The organism is Pseudomonas coleopterorum, assembly GCF_900105555.1.
GTDB lineage: Bacteria > Pseudomonadota > Gammaproteobacteria > Pseudomonadales > Pseudomonadaceae > Aquipseudomonas > Aquipseudomonas coleopterorum.
In genome coordinates this window covers 4,072,312-4,092,500 of record NZ_FNTZ01000001.1, presented here as the reverse complement: position 1 = coordinate 4,092,500, position 20,189 = coordinate 4,072,312, and the positions used below count along the sequence as shown (strand labels likewise).

At 56.8% G+C, this 20,189-nt stretch carries 13 protein-coding genes, 4 tRNA genes and 2 rRNA genes (1 of these 19 running past the window's edge); all 19 read left to right on the top strand.

The annotated features are described in order from the left end of the window. Positions 1–2,546, top strand: a 23S ribosomal RNA gene (locus BLV18_RS18510) (it extends 347 nt beyond the left edge of the window). Positions 2,547–2,693: 147 nt separating this feature from the next. Continuing rightward, positions 2,694–2,809 (top strand): 5S ribosomal RNA (gene rrf / locus BLV18_RS18505). A gap of 150 nt (positions 2,810–2,959) precedes the next feature. Next, the gene (gene birA / locus BLV18_RS18500) at positions 2,960–3,952 is read left to right on the top strand and encodes a bifunctional biotin--[acetyl-CoA-carboxylase] ligase/biotin operon repressor BirA (protein ID WP_090360687.1); all 993 of its coding nucleotides are present in this window, start codon (positions 2,960–2,962) and stop codon (positions 3,950–3,952) included. Further along, positions 3,949–4,116 carry a hypothetical protein gene (locus BLV18_RS22415; protein ID WP_167375957.1) on the top strand — a complete coding sequence of 56 codons (168 nt, stop codon included), beginning with the start codon at positions 3,949–3,951 and terminating at the stop codon, positions 4,114–4,116. The genes birA and BLV18_RS22415 overlap by 4 nt, the downstream gene beginning before the upstream one ends. Positions 4,117–4,406: 290 nt before the next feature. Further along, positions 4,407–4,491 (top strand) — tRNA-Tyr (locus BLV18_RS18495). A gap of 24 nt (positions 4,492–4,515) precedes the next feature. Further along, a tRNA-Gly gene (locus BLV18_RS18490) sits at positions 4,516–4,589 on the top strand. Positions 4,590–4,615: 26 nt separating this feature from the next. Beyond that, a tRNA-Thr gene (locus tag BLV18_RS18485) sits at positions 4,616–4,691 on the top strand. A gap of 210 nt (positions 4,692–4,901) precedes the next feature. After that, a tRNA-Trp gene (locus tag BLV18_RS18480) sits at positions 4,902–4,977 on the top strand. Between the two features lie 45 nt (positions 4,978–5,022). Then, positions 5,023–5,391: a preprotein translocase subunit SecE gene (gene secE / locus BLV18_RS18475; protein ID WP_043192508.1), complete on the top strand. Its 369-nt coding sequence runs from the start codon at positions 5,023–5,025 to the stop codon at positions 5,389–5,391. Between the two features lie 9 nt (positions 5,392–5,400). Then, positions 5,401–5,934, top strand: a complete 534-nt coding sequence (nusG, locus tag BLV18_RS18470; protein WP_010443972.1) for a transcription termination/antitermination protein NusG — start codon at positions 5,401–5,403, stop codon at positions 5,932–5,934. Between the two features lie 115 nt (positions 5,935–6,049). After that, entirely contained in the window at positions 6,050–6,481 is a 432-nt protein-coding gene (gene rplK / locus BLV18_RS18465) for a 50S ribosomal protein L11 (RefSeq protein ID WP_049860768.1), read from the top strand. Continuing rightward, positions 6,481–7,176, top strand: a complete 696-nt coding sequence (gene rplA, locus BLV18_RS18460) for a 50S ribosomal protein L1 (RefSeq protein ID WP_043192511.1) — start codon at positions 6,481–6,483, stop codon at positions 7,174–7,176. The genes rplK and rplA overlap by 1 nt, the downstream gene beginning before the upstream one ends. Before the next feature lie 203 nt (positions 7,177–7,379). Beyond that, on the top strand, positions 7,380–7,880 hold the full coding sequence (rplJ, locus tag BLV18_RS18455) for a 50S ribosomal protein L10 (RefSeq protein ID WP_049860769.1): 501 nt from the start codon (positions 7,380–7,382) through the stop codon (positions 7,878–7,880). Between the two features lie 80 nt (positions 7,881–7,960). Continuing rightward, a complete protein-coding gene (gene rplL / locus BLV18_RS18450) occupies positions 7,961–8,329 on the top strand; it encodes a 50S ribosomal protein L7/L12 (protein WP_043192515.1) in 369 nt (122 codons plus the stop codon). Positions 8,330–8,545: 216 nt separating this feature from the next. Next, positions 8,546–12,619 carry a DNA-directed RNA polymerase subunit beta gene (rpoB, locus tag BLV18_RS18445; RefSeq protein WP_049860770.1) on the top strand — a complete coding sequence of 1,358 codons (4,074 nt, stop codon included), beginning with the start codon at positions 8,546–8,548 and terminating at the stop codon, positions 12,617–12,619. A 64-nt stretch (positions 12,620–12,683) separates the two neighbouring features. After that, a complete protein-coding gene (gene rpoC, locus BLV18_RS18440) occupies positions 12,684–16,883 on the top strand; it encodes a DNA-directed RNA polymerase subunit beta' (protein ID WP_043192517.1) in 4,200 nt (1,399 codons plus the stop codon). A 218-nt stretch (positions 16,884–17,101) separates the two neighbouring features. After that, positions 17,102–17,473 (top strand): 30S ribosomal protein S12, encoded by a 372-nt coding sequence (gene rpsL, locus BLV18_RS18435; protein WP_003186084.1) that lies wholly within the window; start codon positions 17,102–17,104, stop codon positions 17,471–17,473. A gap of 101 nt (positions 17,474–17,574) precedes the next feature. Beyond that, positions 17,575–18,045 carry a 30S ribosomal protein S7 gene (gene rpsG, locus BLV18_RS18430; protein ID WP_010490886.1) on the top strand — a complete coding sequence of 157 codons (471 nt, stop codon included), beginning with the start codon at positions 17,575–17,577 and terminating at the stop codon, positions 18,043–18,045. Positions 18,046–18,075: 30 nt separating this feature from the next. Next, complete coding sequence (gene fusA, locus BLV18_RS18425; protein ID WP_049860771.1) at positions 18,076–20,178, top strand: elongation factor G; 2,103 nt, start codon at positions 18,076–18,078, stop codon at positions 20,176–20,178. The last annotated feature ends 11 nt before the right edge of the window (positions 20,179–20,189 follow it).

Below are 20,189 nucleotides of genomic sequence, written 5' to 3'. Positions count from 1 at the left end.
TGTCAATGAAATCGAGTAGGACGGGGCACGAGAAACCTTGTCTGAATATGGGGGGACCATCCTCCAAGGCTAAATACTACTGACTGACCGATAGTGAACTAGTACCGTGAGGGAAAGGCGAAAAGAACCCCGGAGAGGGGAGTGAAATAGATCCTGAAACCGTATGCGTACAAGCAGTGGGAGCAGACTTCGTTCTGTGACTGCGTACCTTTTGTATAATGGGTCAGCGACTTATATTCAGTGGCGAGCTTAACCGAATAGGGGAGGCGTAGCGAAAGCGAGTCTTAATAGGGCGTTTAGTCGCTGGGTATAGACCCGAAACCGGGCGATCTATCCATGGGCAGGTTGAAGGTTAGGTAACACTGACTGGAGGACCGAACCGACTACCGTTGAAAAGTTAGCGGATGACCTGTGGATCGGAGTGAAAGGCTAATCAAGCTCGGAGATAGCTGGTTCTCCTCGAAAGCTATTTAGGTAGCGCCTCATGTATCACTGTAGGGGGTAGAGCACTGTTTCGGCTAGGGGGTCATCCCGACTTACCAAACCGATGCAAACTCCGAATACCTACAAGTGCCGAGCATGGGAGACACACGGCGGGTGCTAACGTCCGTCGTGAAAAGGGAAACAACCCAGACCGTCAGCTAAGGTCCCAAAATCCTGGTTAAGTGGGAAACGATGTGGGAAGGCTTAGACAGCTAGGAGGTTGGCTTAGAAGCAGCCACCCTTTAAAGAAAGCGTAATAGCTCACTAGTCGAGTCGGCCTGCGCGGAAGATGTAACGGGGCTCAAACCAGGTACCGAAGCTACGGGTATCATCTTTTGATGATGCGGTAGAGGAGCGTTCTGTAAGCCTGTGAAGGTGAGTTGAGAAGCTTGCTGGAGGTATCAGAAGTGCGAATGCTGACATGAGTAACGACAATGGGTGTGAAAAACACCCACGCCGAAAGACCAAGGTTTCCTGCGCAACGTTAATCGACGCAGGGTTAGTCGGTCCCTAAGGCGAGGCTGAAAAGCGTAGTCGATGGAAAACAGGTTAATATTCCTGTACTTCTGGTTATTGCGATGGAGGGACGGAGAAGGCTAGGCCAGCTTGGCGTTGGTTGTCCAAGTTTAAGGTGGTAGGCTGGGATCTTAGGTAAATCCGGGATTTCAAGGCCGAGAGCTGATGACGAGTTGTCTTTAGACGACGAAGTGGTTGATGCCATGCTTCCAAGAAAAGCTTCTAAGCTTCAGGTAACCAGGAACCGTACCCCAAACCGACACAGGTGGTTGGGTAGAGAATACCAAGGCGCTTGAGAGAACTCGGGTGAAGGAACTAGGCAAAATGGCACCGTAACTTCGGGAGAAGGTGCGCCGGTGAGGGTGAAGGACTTGCTCCGTAAGCTCATGCCGGTCGAAGATACCAGGCCGCTGCGACTGTTTATTAAAAACACAGCACTCTGCAAACACGAAAGTGGACGTATAGGGTGTGACGCCTGCCCGGTGCCGGAAGGTTAATTGATGGGGTTAGCGCAAGCGAAGCTCTTGATCGAAGCCCCGGTAAACGGCGGCCGTAACTATAACGGTCCTAAGGTAGCGAAATTCCTTGTCGGGTAAGTTCCGACCTGCACGAATGGCGTAACGATGGCGGCGCTGTCTCCACCCGAGACTCAGTGAAATTGAAATCGCTGTGAAGATGCAGTGTATCCGCGGCTAGACGGAAAGACCCCGTGAACCTTTACTATAGCTTTGCACTGGACTTTGAATTTGCTTGTGTAGGATAGGTGGGAGGCTTTGAAGCGTGGACGCCAGTCTGCGTGGAGCCATCCTTGAAATACCACCCTGGCAACTTTGAGGTTCTAACTCAGGTCCGTCATCCGGATCGAGGACAGTGTATGGTGGGTAGTTTGACTGGGGCGGTCTCCTCCTAAAGAGTAACGGAGGAGTACGAAGGTGCGCTCAGACCGGTCGGAAATCGGTCGTAGAGTATAAAGGCAAAAGCGCGCTTGACTGCGAGACAGACACGTCGAGCAGGTACGAAAGTAGGTCTTAGTGATCCGGTGGTTCTGTATGGAAGGGCCATCGCTCAACGGATAAAAGGTACTCCGGGGATAACAGGCTGATACCGCCCAAGAGTTCATATCGACGGCGGTGTTTGGCACCTCGATGTCGGCTCATCACATCCTGGGGCTGAAGCCGGTCCCAAGGGTATGGCTGTTCGCCATTTAAAGTGGTACGCGAGCTGGGTTTAGAACGTCGTGAGACAGTTCGGTCCCTATCTGCCGTGGACGTTTGAGATTTGAGAGGGGCTGCTCCTAGTACGAGAGGACCGGAGTGGACGAACCTCTGGTGTTCCGGTTGTCACGCCAGTGGCATTGCCGGGTAGCTATGTTCGGAAAAGATAACCGCTGAAAGCATCTAAGCGGGAAACTTGCCTCAAGATGAGATCTCACTGGAACCTTGAGTTCCCTGAAGGGCCGTCGAAGACTACGACGTTGATAGGTGGGGTGTGTAAGCGCTGTGAGGCGTTGAGCTAACCCATACTAATTGCCCGTGAGGCTTGACCATATAACACCCAAGCAATTTGCGTCGAATGACCAGATTGCGGTGACTGTGGAGATGACACGAACCGAAAGTTCGCAGCAAGACAACCCACGAATATCACATACCCGATTCGCTGGAATGCCTCCCAAGGGCATCCTGGCTACAGAATTTCTTGACGACCATAGAGCATTGGAACCACCTGATCCCATCCCGAACTCAGCAGTGAAACGATGCATCGCCGATGGTAGTGTGGGGTTTCCCCATGTGAGAGTAGGTCATCGTCAAGATTCAATTCCGAAACCCCTATCTGCGCGAGCAGGTAGGGGTTTTGTCTTTTATGGATCTCGCATTTCTAATCGTATCCTTCATTTTTGCCAGTGTTCGAAGCTTTCGGGCATGGCTATCATTGCGGCCTTACCACAGGCGCCGAGTTGGCTATGTCACCATTGCTGGATTTGCTTAAAGACGGTCAGTTTCACTCGGGCGAAGTGCTTGGCAAAGTCCTGGGGGTTAGCCGTAGCGCTGTGTGGAAACAGCTTCAGCAGTTGCAGGCAGAGCTTGGCATCGAGGTGCACAAGGTTCGTGGCAAAGGTTATCGTCTGGCTGACCCGATCTCTTCGTTGTGCCTGGAGGCAGTGAGGGCAGGAGCACCTGCTGGCTGGGACGTACGTATCATGCAAAGCGCTGATTCCACCAATGCCCAGGCACTGCACGCCATAGCCAAGGGATGCCCACTGCCGCTGCTGGTGCTGGCAGAGCGTCAGACAGCAGGCAGAGGGCGACGAGGCAGACCGTGGGTGAGCCCGTATGCACAAAATCTCTATTACAGCCTGGCGCTGCGCATAGAGGGTGGTATGACGCGTTTGGACGGATTGAGTCTGGTAGTCGGTCTTGCCGTGATACGAGCCCTGCATGCGCAAGGCGTGAGCGAGGCAAGACTCAAGTGGCCCAATGATATCCTGGTGGGAGACAAGAAGCTGGCAGGGATACTGCTGGAGCTGGTCGGTGACCCCAGTGATGTGTGTCACGTGGTGATCGGTATCGGTATCAACGTGAACATGAAGCTGAATACTAAGGTGGATCGACCTTGGACGTCCATGCGTCTGCAGCGCATGAGTCTGGTGGACCGCAATGTGCTGGTTACCGAGCTCAATGACCAATTGCAGTGTTACCTGGAGCGTCATGCAGTGTCCGGCTTCGAGCAGTTGCGCGAGGAATGGGAAGCGCTTCATGCTTGGCAGGGCAGGTCAGTGGTGCTCAGTGCTGGTTTGAAAGCCATTGAGGGCCAAGTACTCGGAATAGACAGACAAGGTGGCCTGCGGCTCGCGGTGGACGGGGCGGAGCAGGTATTCAATGGTGGAGAGCTGAGTCTGCGGCTTGCAGAAGGCGACCAGCCTTTAGCAGCTTGTGACCAAGGCGAGGAGCGATGATGCGCTGGCTTGTACTGCTTCTATTGGTGCTCAACGTTTTTTATGCCGGGTGGCACAACCAGGAGTTGCCGGTACGGCCGAAGGAATTCGAGCCGCTCTCTATCTACAAGGGTGAGCGGCACAACATCCAGCTGCTAAACGAAAAGCCTGCGAGTGAGCACTGACTGACTTGCGCTGCGTGTGCCTGCAGGTCTGAATGCCCAAGGCACGACTTGCAATGACTCGTGTATCGAGGGCCCAGCAGGGACTCAATGAATTCAATAACTTAAAACGTAAAATAATCGCATCCAGGGTATTGCAAGGGTGTAATGGTTTGCATAGAATGGCGCCCGCTTCACAGCGATGGTGCGAATGCACAGCGATGTGAAACGGCTGTCAATGTAGCTAACCTCAAGATTTTAATGAGAAAAAGCTTGACAGCAAGGTGGCATAGCGTAAAATGCCGCCACGTTAAGGAGGGGTTCCCGAGCGGCCAAAGGGATCAGACTGTAAATCTGACGTCTACGACTTCGAAGGTTCGAATCCTTCTCCCTCCACCATTTTTAGCGTGAGCCGCAAGCTCCGCGGGTATAGTTTAGTGGTAGAACCTCAGCCTTCCAAGCTGATGATGCGGGTTCGATTCCCGCTACCCGCTCCAAGTTTGCTGTTTGTGCATGGTTTCAAGCTCTTGTAGCTCAGTTGGTAGAGCACACCCTTGGTAAGGGTGAGGTCAGCGGTTCAAATCCGCTCAAGAGCTCCATTTTTGCAAGGCAGATATGAAAATATCTGCCTTTGTTTTAATGGTAGGCGTGTCTTGCTCCTGTGGGCATTACAGGTCTCTGCTGTTGGCATCTTGGGTTGTGATGTCTGTGCCGAGCGAGGAGTTATCTTCTCTTGAGCAGTGCGGCGGTCCAATCAGGTGTTGAAATAGCTTTCCCGGGTCGGCATAATGTTCGGCCTGATTTGTTTTAGGTCAGTAGCTCAATTGGCAGAGCGACGGTCTCCAAAACCGTAGGTTGGGGGTTCGATTCCCTCCTGACCTGCCAGATTCACTCGGTGTGTCTGGCTTTCTTTTCACAGGATCCTCCTAGATGACTCCCAAGGCTGAAGCCCCAGAATCTCGTTTCGATCTGCTGAAGTGGCTCGTTGTTGTCGCTTTGGTCGTGGTTGGCGTGGTTGGTAATCAGTACTACTCTGCGTCGCCGATCCTGTACCGGGTGCTTGCACTTCTTGCCATTGCCGCTGTGGCTGCCTACGTGGCTCTGCAGACCGCCAAAGGCAAGTCGTTCTTCGTCCTGGCAAAGGAAGCGCGCACCGAAATCCGTAAAGTCGTTTGGCCGACTCGCCAAGAGACCACACAGACCACGCTGATCGTAGTTGCGGTCGTTCTGGTCATGGCGTTGCTGTTGTGGGGGCTAGATTCCCTGCTCGGCTGGCTTGTTTCCTTGATTGTTGGCTAAGGGTGTCCCGTGGCTAAGCGTTGGTACGTTGTGCATGCTTACTCGGGTTACGAGAAGCATGTTATGCGCTCTTTGATCGAGCGTGTAAAGCTGGCTGGTATGGAAGACGGTTTTGGTGAAATTCTCGTCCCCACTGAAGAAGTGGTCGAGATGCGAAATGGCCAAAAGCGTAAAAGTGAACGCAAGTTCTTTCCAGGCTATGTGCTGGTGCAGATGGACATGAACGAAGGCACTTGGCACTTGGTCAAGGACACGCCTCGGGTCATGGGTTTCATCGGCGGCACGGCGGACAAGCCGGCTCCGATCACCGACAAGGAAGCTGAAGCTATCCTGCGTCGTGTTGCTGATGGTAGCGACAAGCCCAAGCCCAAGACGTTGTTCGAGCCAGGCGAAGTGGTTCGCGTCACCGATGGTCCGTTCGCGGATTTCAACGGTACCGTCGAAGAAGTCAACTACGAAAAGAGCCGGATCCAGGTCGCGGTGCTCATTTTCGGTCGCTCTACTCCGGTAGAGCTCGAGTTCAGTCAGGTCGAAAAAGTCTGATTGGAAACGGATCCCATACCCCGCAGGCGTAAGCTGCGGGGTTTTGTCGTCACTGGGATAAAACGCAAGCAACTGGGGAGCCGCAAGGCGCTCGTACCCAATAGTGGAGTAGCTCATGGCTAAGAAAATCACGGCTTACATCAAGCTGCAAGTAAAGGCCGGCCAGGCCAACCCTAGCCCGCCCGTCGGCCCGGCCCTGGGCCAGCATGGCGTGAACATCATGGAATTCTGCAAGGCCTTCAACGCCCGTACTCAGGGTCAAGAAGCCGGCTTGCCGACTCCTGTAATCATCACTGTGTACAGTGACCGTAGCTTCACCTTCGAGACCAAAAGCACCCCTGCTTCGGTACTGCTGAAGAAAGCTGCTGGCCTGACCAGCGGTTCCGCCCGTCCGAACACCGTCAAAGTCGGTACCGTGACTCGCGCTCAGCTCGAAGAAATCGCTAAAGCCAAGAATGCGGACCTGACTGCCGCTGACATGGAAGCAGCCGTGCGTACCATCGCCGGTTCTGCTCGCTCCATGGGCCTCAACGTGGAGGGTGTGTAATGGCTAAGCTGACCAAGCGCCAAAAAGCTATTGCTTCCAAGATCGAAGCAGGCAAGCTGTACAACTTCGAAGATGCAGCTGCGCTGCTGACCGAACTGTCCACCGTCAAGTTCAGCGAATCCGTTGACGTGGCTGTGAACCTGGGTGTTGACCCACGTAAATCCGACCAAGTCGTACGTAGCGCCACCGTGCTGCCACACGGCACTGGCAAGACCGTACGTGTTGCCGTGTTCACCCAGGGTCCTGCTGCCGAAGCCGCTCTGGCTGCCGGTGCAGACCGCGTTGGCATGGACGACCTGGCTGCCGAAATGAAAGGCGGCGACCTGAACTATGACGTCGTCATTGCATCCCCGGATGCCATGCGCGTAGTAGGTCAGTTGGGTCAGATCCTCGGTCCACGTGGCCTGATGCCTAACCCGAAAGTCGGCACCGTGACGCCAGACGTCGCCAACGCCGTCAAGAATGCCAAGGCTGGTCAGGTTCGCTACCGTACCGACAAGAACGGCATCATCCACACTTCCGTTGGCAAGGTCGGTTTCGACGCCGTCAAGCTGAAGGAAAACGTTGAAGCCCTGATCGCTGATCTGAAGCGTATCAAGCCAGCTTCCTCGAAAGGTATCTACGTCAAGCGCGTTACCCTGAGCACCACCATGGGCCCAGGTCTGGTCATCGACCAAGGCTCGCTGGACGCGTAAGACTTTGCCGATGGCTCGGGCGACCGGGCCGTCGGCTGAAAAATTGGGGTCCCTGCCTGGCGGGGGCTATCCAAGACCGTAGGCGACGCAAGTCTTAAACCACAAGCCTACGCAGATGGTGCTCCCGGTTCCTTACCGAATCAGACACCAAAACGACATCCGGCCTCGGTTGGATGAAACGGTAACAAGCAGGAGTTGAACCCGTGGCAATTAAACTTGAAGACAAGAAGGCCATCGTCGCTGAAGTCAACAAGGCTGCCCAAGTTGCTCTGTCCGCTGTCGTGGCTGATGCCCGTGGCGTAACAGTAGGCGCTATGACCGGACTCCGTAAAGAGGCTCGTGAAGCTGGCGTATACGTACGTGTCGTACGTAACACCCTGCTCAAGCGCGCCGTTGCAGACACTCCTTACAGTGTTCTGAACGACGTGTTCACTGGCCCGACCTTGATCGCCTTCTCCAACGAACATCCAGGTGCTGCTGCCCGTTTGTTCAAGGAGTTCGCTAAAGGTCAGGACAAGTTCGAGATCAAGGCAGCTGCGTTCGAGGGTAACTACCTCGCAGCTAACCAAATCGACGTGCTGGCAAGCTTGCCGACCCGTGACGAAGCCATTTCCCAGCTGATGAGCGTGATTCAAGGCGCTACCAGCAAACTGGCTCGTACTCTGGCGGCCCTTCGCGACCAGAAAGAAGCTGCCGCAGCCTGAGGCTGAGCGACTTCTCTCTACGTTTATTGTTTATTTCGATGGCCGCCTAGGCCGTCACCCCAATACAGGAATTTATAGTCATGTCTCTGACTAACGACCAAATCATCGAAGCAATCGGCGAGAAATCCGTTCTGGAAATCGTTGAGCTGATCAAGGCGATGGAAGAAAAGTTCGGCGTTTCGGCTGCTGCCGCTTCCGCCGGTCCAGCTGCTGGTCCAGCTGCCGTTGTTGAAGAGCAAACTGAATTCAACGTCATGCTGCTGGAAGCTGGCGAGAAGAAAGTAAACGTCATCAAGGCAGTTCGTGAACTGACCGGTCTGGGCCTGAAAGAAGCCAAGGCTGTTGTTGACGGCGCTCCTGCCATGGTTCTGGAAGCTGTTGCCAAAGACGCAGCCGACAAAGCCAAAGCAACGCTGGAAGAAGCAGGCGCCAAAGTCGAGCTCAAGTAAGCATCGACCTTGCGTCTCCAGCCCGAGCGTCAAGCGAAAGGCTGATGGCTGGTGGCTCATGCCACCGGCCTTTTTCCGTTACTGGCAGTCGATCAGGTCGACGCCGGCAACGCGCTGTAACCACCCGAGGGTGGCGCAAACCACGGGGTTTGCACGATTTTCTGGCTGCTCCCGTCGGGAGAAGCCACAAGCAGGTGACCAAGCTGGGGAACGCTGATGGCTTACTCATATACTGAGAAAAAACGTATCCGCAAGGACTTTAGCAAGTTGCCGGACGTCATGGACGTACCGTACCTCTTGGCTATCCAGCTGGATTCGTATCGCGAATTCTTGCAGGCGGGCGCGACCAAGGACCAGTTCCGTGATGTCGGTCTGCATGCGGCCTTCAAATCCGTTTTCCCGATCATCAGCTACTCCGGCAACGCTGCTCTGGAGTACGTTGGTTATCGTCTGGGCGAACCGGCCTTTGACGTCAAAGAGTGCGTACTGCGTGGCGTGACCTACGCCGTGCCGCTGCGTGTAAAAGTGCGCCTGATCATTTTCGACAAAGAATCGTCGAACAAAGCGATCAAGGACATCAAAGAGCAGGAAGTCTACATGGGGGAAATCCCCCTGATGACCGAGAACGGTACCTTCGTAATCAACGGTACCGAGCGCGTCATCGTTTCCCAGCTGCACCGTTCGCCAGGTGTGTTCTTCGACCACGACCGTGGCAAGACGCACAGCTCGGGCAAGCTGCTCTATTCGGCCCGCATCATTCCTTACCGTGGCTCCTGGCTGGACTTCGAGTTCGATCCGAAAGACTGTGTATTCGTCCGTATCGACCGTCGTCGCAAGCTGCCTGCCTCGGTGCTGCTGCGCGCCCTGGGTTACAGCACCGAGGAAGTCCTCGATGCGTTCTATACCACCAACGTATTCCACGTGCAGGGCGAGCAGCTCAGCCTGGAACTGGTGCCCCAGCGCCTGCGCGGTGAAATCGCCGTTCTCGACATCGTCGACGACAAGGGCAAGGTCATTGTCGAGCAGGGCCGCCGTATCACTGCCCGGCACATCAACCAGATCGAAAAGGCCGGTATCAAGCAGCTGGAAGTGCCACTGGACTACGTCCTGGGCCGCACCACGGCCAAGGCCATCGTGCACCCGGCCACCGGCGAGATCCTGTGCGAGTGCAACACCGAGCTGACCACCGAACTGCTGCTCAAGATCGCCAAGGCGCAGGTCGTTCGCATCGAAACGTTGTACACCAACGACATCGATTGCGGTCCGTTCATCTCCGACACCCTGAAGATCGATTCCACCGGCAATCAGCTTGAAGCCCTGGTGGAAATCTATCGCATGATGCGTCCAGGCGAGCCGCCAACCAAGGATGCTGCCGAGACCCTGTTCAACAACCTGTTCTTCAGCCCTGAGCGCTATGACCTGTCCGCGGTCGGCCGGATGAAGTTCAACCGTCGTATCGGTCGTACCGAGATCGAAGGTTCGGGTGTATTGAGCAAGGAAGACATCGTTGCCGTGTTGAAGACCCTGGTCGACATCCGCAACGGCAAAGGCATCGTCGATGACATCGACCACCTGGGTAACCGTCGTGTTCGCTGCGTGGGCGAAATGGCCGAGAACCAGTTCCGTGTTGGCCTGGTGCGTGTAGAGCGCGCGGTCAAGGAACGTCTGTCGATGGCCGAAAGCGAAGGCCTGATGCCGCAGGACCTGATCAACGCCAAGCCAGTGGCTGCCGCGGTCAAGGAGTTCTTCGGTTCCAGCCAGCTGTCGCAGTTCATGGACCAGAACAACCCGCTGTCCGAGATCACCCACAAGCGTCGCGTCTCCGCGCTCGGCCCTGGTGGTCTGACCCGCGAACGTGCAGGCTTCGAAGTGCGTGACGTTCACCCGACGCACTATGGTCGTGTGTGCCCGATCGAAACGCCTGAAGGTCCGAACATCGGTCTGATCAACTCCCTGGCGGCCTATGCGCGCACCAACCAGTACGGTTTCCTGGAAAGCCCGTACCGTGTGGTGAAAGACGCTCTGGTCACCGACGAGATCGTGTTCCTGTCTGCCATCGAAGAAGCCGATCACGTGATCGCTCAGGCTTCGGCCACGATGAACGACAAGAAGGTCCTGATCGACGAGCTGGTGGCCGTACGTCACTTGAACGAATTCACCGTCAAGGCGCCGGAAGACGTCACCCTGATGGATGTTTCGCCCAAGCAGGTCGTGTCGGTAGCCGCATCGCTGATTCCGTTCCTCGAGCACGACGACGCCAACCGTGCGTTGATGGGTTCGAACATGCAGCGTCAGGCTGTACCTACCCTGCGTGCCGACAAGCCGCTGGTCGGTACCGGCATGGAGCGTAACGTTGCCCGTGACTCCGGCGTTTGCGTCGTGGCTCGTCGTGGCGGCGTGATCGACTCCGTCGATGCCAGCCGTATCGTGGTCCGGGTTGCCGATGACGAAGTCGAGACTGGCGAAGCCGGTGTCGACATCTACAACCTGACCAAGTACACCCGCTCGAACCAGAACACCTGCATCAACCAGCGTCCGCTGGTCAACAAGGGTGACGTGGTTCAGCGCAGCGACATCATGGCCGATGGCCCGTCCACCGACATGGGTGAACTGGCGCTGGGTCAGAACATGCGCATCGCGTTCATGGCGTGGAACGGCTTCAACTTCGAAGACTCCATCTGCCTGTCCGAGCGTGTGGTTCAGGAAGATCGCTTCACCACGATCCACATCCAGGAACTGACCTGTGTGGCCCGTGACACCAAGCTTGGCCCAGAGGAAATCACTGCCGACATCCCGAACGTGGGTGAAGCGGCGCTGAACAAGCTGGACGAAGCCGGTATCGTCTACGTAGGTGCCGAAGTCGGCGCCGGCGACATTCTGGTCGGCAAGGTGACGCCTAAAGGCGAAACCCAGCTCACGCCGGAAGAAAAACTGCTGCGCGCGATCTTCGGCGAGAAGGCCAGCGACGTTAAGGACACCTCCCTGCGCGTGCCTACCGGCACCAAGGGTACCGTCATCGACGTACAGGTCTTCACCCGCGACGGTGTCGAGCGTGATGCTCGTGCTCTGTCGATCGAGAAGAGCCAGCTGGACGAGATCCGCAAGGACCTGAACGAAGAGTTCCGTATCGTTGAAGGCGCAACCTTCGAACGTCTGCGCTCGGCCCTGATGGGTCAGATCATCGAAGGCGGCGCTGGCCTGAAGAAAGGCACCGAGGTGACCCACGAGGTCCTCGATGGTCTGGAGCATGGTCAGTGGTTCAAGCTGCGCATGGCCGAAGACGCGCTGAACGAACAGCTCGAGAAGGCTCAGGCCTACATCGTCGATCGTCGCCGTCTGCTGGACGACAAGTTCGAAGACAAGAAGCGCAAGCTGCAGCAAGGCGATGACCTGGCTCCGGGCGTGCTGAAGATCGTCAAGGTCTACCTGGCCATCCGCCGTCGCATCCAGCCGGGTGACAAGATGGCCGGTCGTCACGGTAACAAGGGTGTGGTTTCCGTGATCATGCCTGTCGAGGACATGCCGCACGACGCCAACGGTACGCCGGTGGACGTGGTACTCAACCCGCTGGGTGTACCTTCGCGTATGAACGTTGGTCAGATTCTTGAAACCCACCTGGGCCTCGCGGCCAAGGGTCTGGGCGAGAAGATCAACACCATGCTCGAAGAGCAGCGTAAGGTAGCTGATCTGCGCAAGTTCCTGACCGAGATCTACAACGAGATCGGTGGCCGTCAAGAACAGCTGGAAACCTTCTCCGACCAGGAAATCCTGGATCTGGCGAAGAACCTCAAGGGCGGCGTTCCAATGGCTACCCCGGTGTTCGACGGTGCCAAGGAAAGCGAAATCAAGGCCATGCTGAAATTGGCCGACATGCCGGAAAGCGGCCAGATGCAGCTTTTCGACGGTCGTACCGGCAACAAGTTCGAGCGTCCGGTCACCGTTGGCTACATGTACATGCTGAAGCTGAACCACTTGGTGGACGACAAGATGCACGCGCGTTCCACTGGTTCTTACAGCCTGGTTACCCAGCAGCCGCTGGGTGGTAAGGCGCAGTTCGGTGGTCAGCGTTTCGGGGAGATGGAGGTGTGGGCGCTGGAAGCATACGGCGCGGCATACACCCTGCAAGAAATGCTCACAGTGAAGTCGGACGATGTGAACGGTCGTACCAAGATGTACAAGAACATCGTGGACGGCGATCACCGTATGGAGCCGGGCATGCCCGAGTCCTTCAACGTGTTGATCAAAGAGATCCGTTCTCTGGGTATCGATATCGATCTGGAAACCGAATAACACGTGACGCGAATCGGGAGTGGACGGCTACCGTCCACTCCCTGCTCCGCCAGGAGGAAAGGCCTTGAAAGACCTACTGAATTTGCTGAAAAACCAGGGTCAAGTCGAAGAGTTCGATGCGATCCGCATCGGCCTCGCGTCGCCTGAGATGATCCGTTCGTGGTCGTTCGGTGAAGTTAAAAAGCCGGAAACCATCAACTACCGTACGTTCAAGCCTGAGCGTGACGGCCTGTTCTGCGCCAAGATCTTTGGCCCGGTCAAGGACTACGAGTGCCTGTGCGGCAAGTACAAGCGCTTGAAGCACCGTGGCGTGATCTGCGAGAAGTGCGGCGTTGAAGTCGCGCTGGCCAAGGTTCGTCGCGAGCGCATGGCTCACATCGAACTGGCTTCGCCGGTCGCTCACATCTGGTTCCTGAAATCGCTGCCGTCCCGCATCGGTCTGCTGATGGACATGACCCTGCGTGATATCGAACGCGTTCTCTACTTCGAGAGCTACGTCGTTATCGACCCGGGCATGACTACCCTCGAAAAGGGCCAGTTGCTGAACGACGAGCAGTACTTCGAAGCACTCGAAGAGTTCGGTGACGACTTCGACGCCCGCATGGGTGCCGAGGCCGTTCGCGAGCTGCTGCACGCCATTGACCTGGAACACGAGATCGGTCGCCTGCGCGAAGAGATTCCGCAGACCAACTCGGAAACCAAGATCAAGAAGCTGTCCAAGCGCCTGAAGCTGATGGAAGCTTTCCAGGGCTCCGGCAACCTGCCTGAGTGGATGGTGTTGACCGTTCTGCCGGTTCTGCCGCCAGATCTGCGTCCACTGGTTCCACTGGATGGCGGTCGTTTCGCGACTTCCGACCTCAACGATCTGTATCGTCGAGTGATCAACCGTAACAACCGTCTGAAGCGCCTGCTGGATCTGTCGGCTCCCGACATCATCGTGCGCAACGAAAAGCGCATGCTGCAGGAAGCTGTGGATGCGCTGCTCGACAACGGTCGTCGCGGTCGTGCCATCACTGGTTCGAACAAGCGTCCTCTGAAATCCTTGGCTGACATGATCAAGGGTAAGCAGGGTCGTTTCCGTCAGAACCTGCTCGGCAAGCGCGTTGACTACTCGGGTCGTTCGGTAATTACCGTAGGCCCGACCCTGCGCCTGCACCAGTGCGGTCTTCCTAAGAAGATGGCTCTGGAACTGTTCAAGCCGTTCATCTTCGGCAAGCTGGAAATGCGTGGTCTGGCGACCACCATCAAGGCCGCCAAGAAGATGGTCGAGCGCGAGCTGCCAGAAGTCTGGGACGTGCTCGCCGAAGTGATTCGCGAACACCCCGTGCTGCTCAACCGTGCACCGACCCTTCACCGTCTGGGTATCCAGGCGTTCGAGCCGGTATTGATCGAAGGCAAGGCCATCCAGCTGCACCCGCTGGTCTGCGCCGCATACAACGCCGACTTCGACGGCGACCAGATGGCGGTCCACGTACCGCTGACCCTGGAAGCCCAGCTCGAAGCTCGTGCGCTGATGATGTCGACCAACAACATCCTGTCGCCAGCCAACGGTGAGCCAATCATCGTTCCTTCGCAGGACGTTGTACTGGGTCTGTACTACATGACCCGTGAAGCGATCAACGCTAAGGGCGAAGGCCGCATCTTTGCCGACCTGCAGGAAGTCGACCGCGTGTTCCGCGCCGGCGAAGCTGCCCTGCACGCCAAGATCAAGGTTCGTATCAACGAAACCGTCAACGATCGTGATGGCGGCAGCGTGAGCGGCACCCGTATCGTCGACACCACTGTCGGCCGTGCGCTGCTGTTCCAGGTCGTGCCTAAAGGCCTGTCCTTCGACGTCGTCAACCTGCCGATGAAGAAGAAGGCGATCTCCAAGCTGATCAACCAGTGCTACCGCGTGGTGGGTCTGAAAGAGACCGTGATCTTCGCTGACCAGTTGATGTACACCGGTTTTGCCTACTCGACGATTTCGGGTGTTTCCATCGGCGTTAACGACTTCGTTATCCCGGATGAGAAAGCTCGCATCATCGGTACTGCGACCGACGAAGTGAAAGAGATCGAAAGCCAGTATGCGTCCGGCCTGGTAACCCAGGGCGAGAAGTACAACAAGGTGATCGACCTCTGGTCCAAGGCCAACGACGAAGTGTCCAAGGCAATGATGTCGAACCTCTCGAAAGAGAAGGTCATCGATCGTCATGGCAACGAAGTCGACCAGGAATCGTTCAACTCGATGTACATGATGGCTGACTCCGGTGCCCGGGGCTCGGCTGCTCAGATTCGTCAGTTGGCCGGTATGCGTGGCCTGATGGCCAAGCCGGACGGCTCGATCATCGAGACGCCGATCACCGCGAACTTCCGTGAAGGTCTGAGCGTACTTCAGTACTTCATCTCCACTCACGGTGCTCGTAAGGGTCTGGCGGATACCGCCTTGAAGACTGCGAACTCCGGTTACCTGACTCGTCGTCTGGTAGACGTGGCGCAGGATCTGGTGGTGACCGAGGTCGATTGCGGTACCGAACACGGTCTGCTGATGACCCCGCACATCGAAGGCGGCGACGTCGTCGAGCCTCTGGGCGAGCGCGTATTGGGTCGAGTGATCGCCCGTGACGTATTCAAGCCAGGCACCGACGAAGTCATCGTTCCAGGCGGTACGCTGGTAGACGAGAAGTGGGTTGAATTCATCGAGCTGAACAGCATCGACGAAGTCATCGTGCGCTCGCCGATCAGCTGCGAAACCCGCTACGGTATCTGCGCCAAGTGCTACGGTCGTGACCTGGCTCGCGGGCATCAGGTGAACATCGGTGAAGCGGTCGGCGTTATCGCTGCCCAGTCTATCGGCGAGCCGGGTACCCAGCTGACCATGCGTACGTTCCACATCGGTGGTGCGGCAAGCCGGACCTCGGCTGCAGACAGCGTCCAGGTGAAGAATGGCGGCACCGTCCGTCTGCACAACCTGAAGCACGTAGAGCGTGCCGACGGCAACCTGGTAGCCGTGTCGCGTTCCGGTGAGTTGGCGATTGCCGACGAGTTCGGTCGTGAGCGTGAGCGTTACAAGCTGCCGTACGGTGCAGTGATTTCGGTGAAGGAAGGCGACAAGGTCGACGCTGGTGCCATCGTGGCCAAGTGGGATCCGCACACTCACCCAATCGTCACCGAGATGAAAGGTACCGTGACCTACGTGGGCATGGAAGAAGGCATCACGATCAAGCGTCAGACAGACGAATTGACCGGCCTGACCAACATCGAAGTACTCGATGCCAAGGATCGTCCAGCGGCGGGCAAGGAAATTCGTCCAGCTGTGAAGATGGTCGGCGTCGATGGCAAGGATCTGCTGCTGCCGGGTACTGACGTACCGGCCCAGTACTTCCTGCCAGCCAACGCCCTGGTCGGCGTGGCCGATGGTGCGCAAGTGGGTGTGGGTGACGTTATCGCCCGTATCCCGCAGGAAACTTCGAAGACACGTGACATCACCGGTGGTCTGCCACGTGTTGCCGACCTGTTCGAAGCGCGTCGTCCGAAGGAAGCTTCGATTCTGGCGGAAGTCAGCGGCACCATCGCGTTCGGTAAGGAGACCAAGGGCAAGCGCCGTCTGGTCATCACTCCGAACGACGGTACCGATCCGTACGAAGAGCTGATTCCGAAGTGGCGTCACCTGAACGTCTTCGAAGGCGAACAAGTGAACCGCGGCGAAGTGATCTCCGACGGTCCAAGCGATCCGCACGACATCCTGCGTCTGCTGGGTGTGAGTGCGCTGGCCAAGTACATCGTCAACGAGATTCAGGACGTGTACCGTCTGCAAGGCGTGAAGATCAACGACAAGCACATCGAGACGATCCTGCGTCAGATGCTGCGCAAGGTCGAGATCTCCGAGTCGGGCGACAGCAGCTTCATCAAGGGCGACCAGATGGAACTGACCCAGGTACTGGGCGAGAACGAGCGTTTGAGCGGCGACGACAAGTTCGTTTCCAAGTTCACCCGTGTTCTGCTGGGTATCACCAAGGCGTCGTTGTCCACCGAATCGTTCATCTCGGCGGCTTCCTTCCAGGAAACCACTCGAGTGCTGACCGAAGCGGCGGTTACCGGCAAGCGCGACTACCTGCGCGGCCTGAAGGAAAACGTGGTCGTGGGTCGTCTGATCCCGGCCGGTACCGGTCTGGCGTATCACAGCGAGCGCAAGCGTCGTCGTGAACTCGACAAACCAACCCGCGTCAGCGCCAGTGAAGTTGAAGCTGCGTTGACCGAAGCGCTGAACTCAAGCGGTAATTGAGACCAGCGGTAGTGATGACAGGGCCCTGGTAGCCCTTGCAGGCTCCGCAACGACACGAAAGTCGCGGCGGAGCGGGCAGGGGAGGCCGGGGCCTTGTCTTGACTGGGGGCGAGATCCTCTTTAGACTCTTGTACCCCTAAATTTGGCGGGATTGATTCCTGCCATTTTTGCTTTTCTTGCAAGACAATAGCGTCGCAAGACAACAGTGGAGCTAGTAGATGGCAACTATCAACCAGCTGGTACGTCAGCCGCGTAAGCGTATCGTCGAGAAATCCGACGTACCTGCGCTGCAGAACTGCCCGCAACGTCGTGGCGTGTGCACCCGTGTGTACACCACCACGCCGAAAAAACCTAACTCGGCACTGCGTAAAGTATGCCGTGTGCGTCTGACCAACGGTTTCGAGGTTTCCTCGTACATCGGCGGTGAAGGCCACAACCTGCAAGAGCACAGCGTGGTACTGATCCGCGGCGGTCGTGTAAAAGACTTGCCAGGTGTTCGTTACCACACCGTTCGCGGCTCCCTGGATACCTCCGGCGTCAAAGGTCGTAACCAAGGTCGTTCGAAGTACGGTACCAAGCGTCCGAAGTAATCGGCGTTTGCGGAATACTGCAGTTATCTATTTTTCTGAGTCGATAAGAGTAAGGTCGGGCCTGTCCCGAGCTAACCTGAAGACCGTTTGAGGGCTTATCCATGCCAAGAAGACGCGTAGCAGCCAAGCGCGAAGTGCTTGACGATCCAAAATACGGCAGCCAGATCCTGGCTAAGTTCATGAACCACGTGATGGAAAGCGGCAAGAAAGCCGTTGCCGAGCGTATCGTTTATGGCGCGCTGGACAAGGTTAAAGAACGCAAGAACAGCGACCCCCTGGAAATCTTCGAGAAAGCTCTCGACGCCATCGCTCCGCTGGTCGAAGTGAAGTCGCGCCGTGTAGGCGGTGCTACTTACCAGGTTCCGGTCGAAGTTCGTCCGTCCCGTCGTAACGCTCTGGCAATGCGCTGGCTGGTAGACTTCGCGCGCAAGCGCGGTGAAAAGTCGATGGCTCTGCGCTTGGCCGGCGAACTGCTGGACGCTGCCGAAGGCAAAGGTGCTGCAGTTAAGAAGCGTGAAGACGTTCACCGTATGGCTGAAGCCAACAAAGCGTTCTCGCACTACCGCTTCTAAATTCGGCGTCACTTATTTTGCGAGGGCTTTATGGCTCGTACAACTGATATCAATCGCTACCGTAACATCGGTATCGTCGCTCACGTGGATGCGGGTAAAACCACCACCACCGAGCGCGTCCTGTTCTATACGGGCGTGAACCACAAGATGGGCGAGGTGCATGATGGCGCCGCGACCATGGACTGGATGGTGCAGGAGCAGGAGCGGGGTATTACCATTACTTCCGCTGCTACTACCGCATTCTGGGAAGGCTCCAACAAGCAGTTCCCACGCCACCGCTTCAACATCATCGATACCCCCGGCCACGTTGACTTCACCATTGAAGTAGAGCGTTCGCTGCGTGTACTCGACGGTGCGGTCGTGGTGTTCTGCGGTACCTCCGGTGTCGAGCCTCAGTCCGAAACCGTATGGCGTCAAGCCAACAAGTACGGTGTTCCACGTCTCGTCTACGTGAACAAGATGGATCGTGCCGGTGCCAACTTCCTGCGCGTGATCGGTCAGATCAAGCAGCGCTTGGGTCACACCCCGGTGCCGATCCAGCTGGCCATCGGTGCAGAAGACAACTTCCAGGGCCAGATCGATCTGATGTCCATGGAAGCGGTCTACTGGAACGACGCTGACAAAGGCATGGCTGCGCGCCGTGAGCCGATCCCTGCCGAGCTGCAGGAACTGGCTGACGAGTGGCGCAGCAACATGGTCGAGGCTGCGGCCGAGGCCAGCGAAGAGCTGATGAACAAGTACCTCGAAGGTGAAGAACTCACCAACGACGAAATCAAGGCCGCTCTGCGTCAGCGTACCATCGCTGGTGAAATCGTCCTGGCTGTTTGCGGTTCCTCGTTCAAGAACAAGGGCGTTCCCCTGGTTCTGGATGCCGTCATCGACTACCTGCCGGCCCCTGTCGACATTCCTGCCATCAAGGGTTCCGACCCGGATGACGAGACTGTGGCCATGGAGCGTCATGCAGACGACAGCGAGCCGTTCTCGGCTCTGGCGTTCAAGATCGCTACCGACCCATTCGTGGGTACCCTGACCTTCGCCCGTGTCTACTCGGGTGTGTTGAGCTCCGGCGACGGCGTGATCAACTCGGTCAAGGGCAAGAAAGAGCGCGTGGGTCGTATGGTGCAGATGCACGCAAACACCCGCGAAGAGATCAAGGAAGTACGCGCTGGTGACATCGCGGCCTTGATCGGCATGAAGGACGTCACCACCGGTGACACCCTGTGCTCGGCCGACAAGCCGATCATCCTGGTTCGCATGGACTTCCCGGAGCCGGTAATCTCGGTTGCCGTTGAGCCCAAGACCAAGGATGACCAGGAAAAAATGGGTATCGCACTGGGCAAGCTTGCTCAGGAAGACCCGTCTTTCCGCGTCAAGACCGATGAAGAGACTGGTCAAACGATCATCTCGGGTATGGGTGAGTTGCACCTGGACATTCTGGTTGACCGCATGCGCCGCGAGTTCAACGTAGAAGCCAACATCGGTAAACCGCAGGTTTCCTACCGTGAGAAGATCACGAAGGCCTGTGAGATCGAAGGCAAGTTCGTTCGTCAGTCCGGCGGTCGTGGTCAGTTTGGCCATTGCTGGATCCGTTTTGCTCCTGCTGACGAAGGTCAGGAAGGTCTGCAGTTCGTGAACGAAGTCGTAGGTGGTGTTGTTCCGAAGGAATACATCCCGGCGATCCAGAAGGGTATCGAAGAGCAGATGAAGAACGGCGTCGTTGCCGGCTATCCGCTGATCGGCCTGAAGGCGACCGTTTTCGATGGCTCTTACCACGACGTCGACTCCAACGAGATGGCGTTCAAGGTGGCTGCCTCCATGGCGACCAAGCAGCTGGCCTCCAAGGGCGGCGGTGTTGTGCTTGAGCCGATCATGAAGGTGGAAGTTGTAACACCTGAGGACTACATGGGTGACGTGATGGGAGACCTGAACCGTCGTCGTGGTCTGATCCAGGGTATGGAAGATACGGTGTCCGGCAAGGTTATCCGTGCCGAGGTTCCGTTGGGCGAAATGTTCGGTTATGCGACCGATGTTCGTTCCATGTCCCAGGGTCGCGCGAGCTACTCTATGGAATTCTCCAAATACTCCGAGGCTCCGTCGAACGTCGTCGAAGCTATCGTTAAAAAACAAGGCTGATTCAGCCCCTT

What these genes read in the sequence shown, in the direction of transcription:
- birA (WP_090360687.1), top strand. Translation starts at nt 2,960, where the DNA reads ATGTCACCATTGCTGGATTTGCTTAAAGACGGTCAGTTTCACTCGGGC.
- secE (WP_043192508.1), top strand. Translation starts at nt 5,023, where the DNA reads ATGACTCCCAAGGCTGAAGCCCCAGAATCTCGTTTCGATCTGCTGAAG.
- BLV18_RS22415 (WP_167375957.1), top strand. Translation starts at nt 3,949, where the DNA reads ATGATGCGCTGGCTTGTACTGCTTCTATTGGTGCTCAACGTTTTTTAT.
- rplK (WP_049860768.1), top strand. Translation starts at nt 6,050, where the DNA reads ATGGCTAAGAAAATCACGGCTTACATCAAGCTGCAAGTAAAGGCCGGC.
- rpoB (WP_049860770.1), top strand. Translation starts at nt 8,546, where the DNA reads ATGGCTTACTCATATACTGAGAAAAAACGTATCCGCAAGGACTTTAGC.
- fusA (WP_049860771.1), top strand. Translation starts at nt 18,076, where the DNA reads ATGGCTCGTACAACTGATATCAATCGCTACCGTAACATCGGTATCGTC.
- rplL (WP_043192515.1), top strand. Translation starts at nt 7,961, where the DNA reads ATGTCTCTGACTAACGACCAAATCATCGAAGCAATCGGCGAGAAATCC.
- rpsG (WP_010490886.1), top strand. Translation starts at nt 17,575, where the DNA reads ATGCCAAGAAGACGCGTAGCAGCCAAGCGCGAAGTGCTTGACGATCCA.
- rpsL (WP_003186084.1), top strand. Translation starts at nt 17,102, where the DNA reads ATGGCAACTATCAACCAGCTGGTACGTCAGCCGCGTAAGCGTATCGTC.
- rplA (WP_043192511.1), top strand. Translation starts at nt 6,481, where the DNA reads ATGGCTAAGCTGACCAAGCGCCAAAAAGCTATTGCTTCCAAGATCGAA.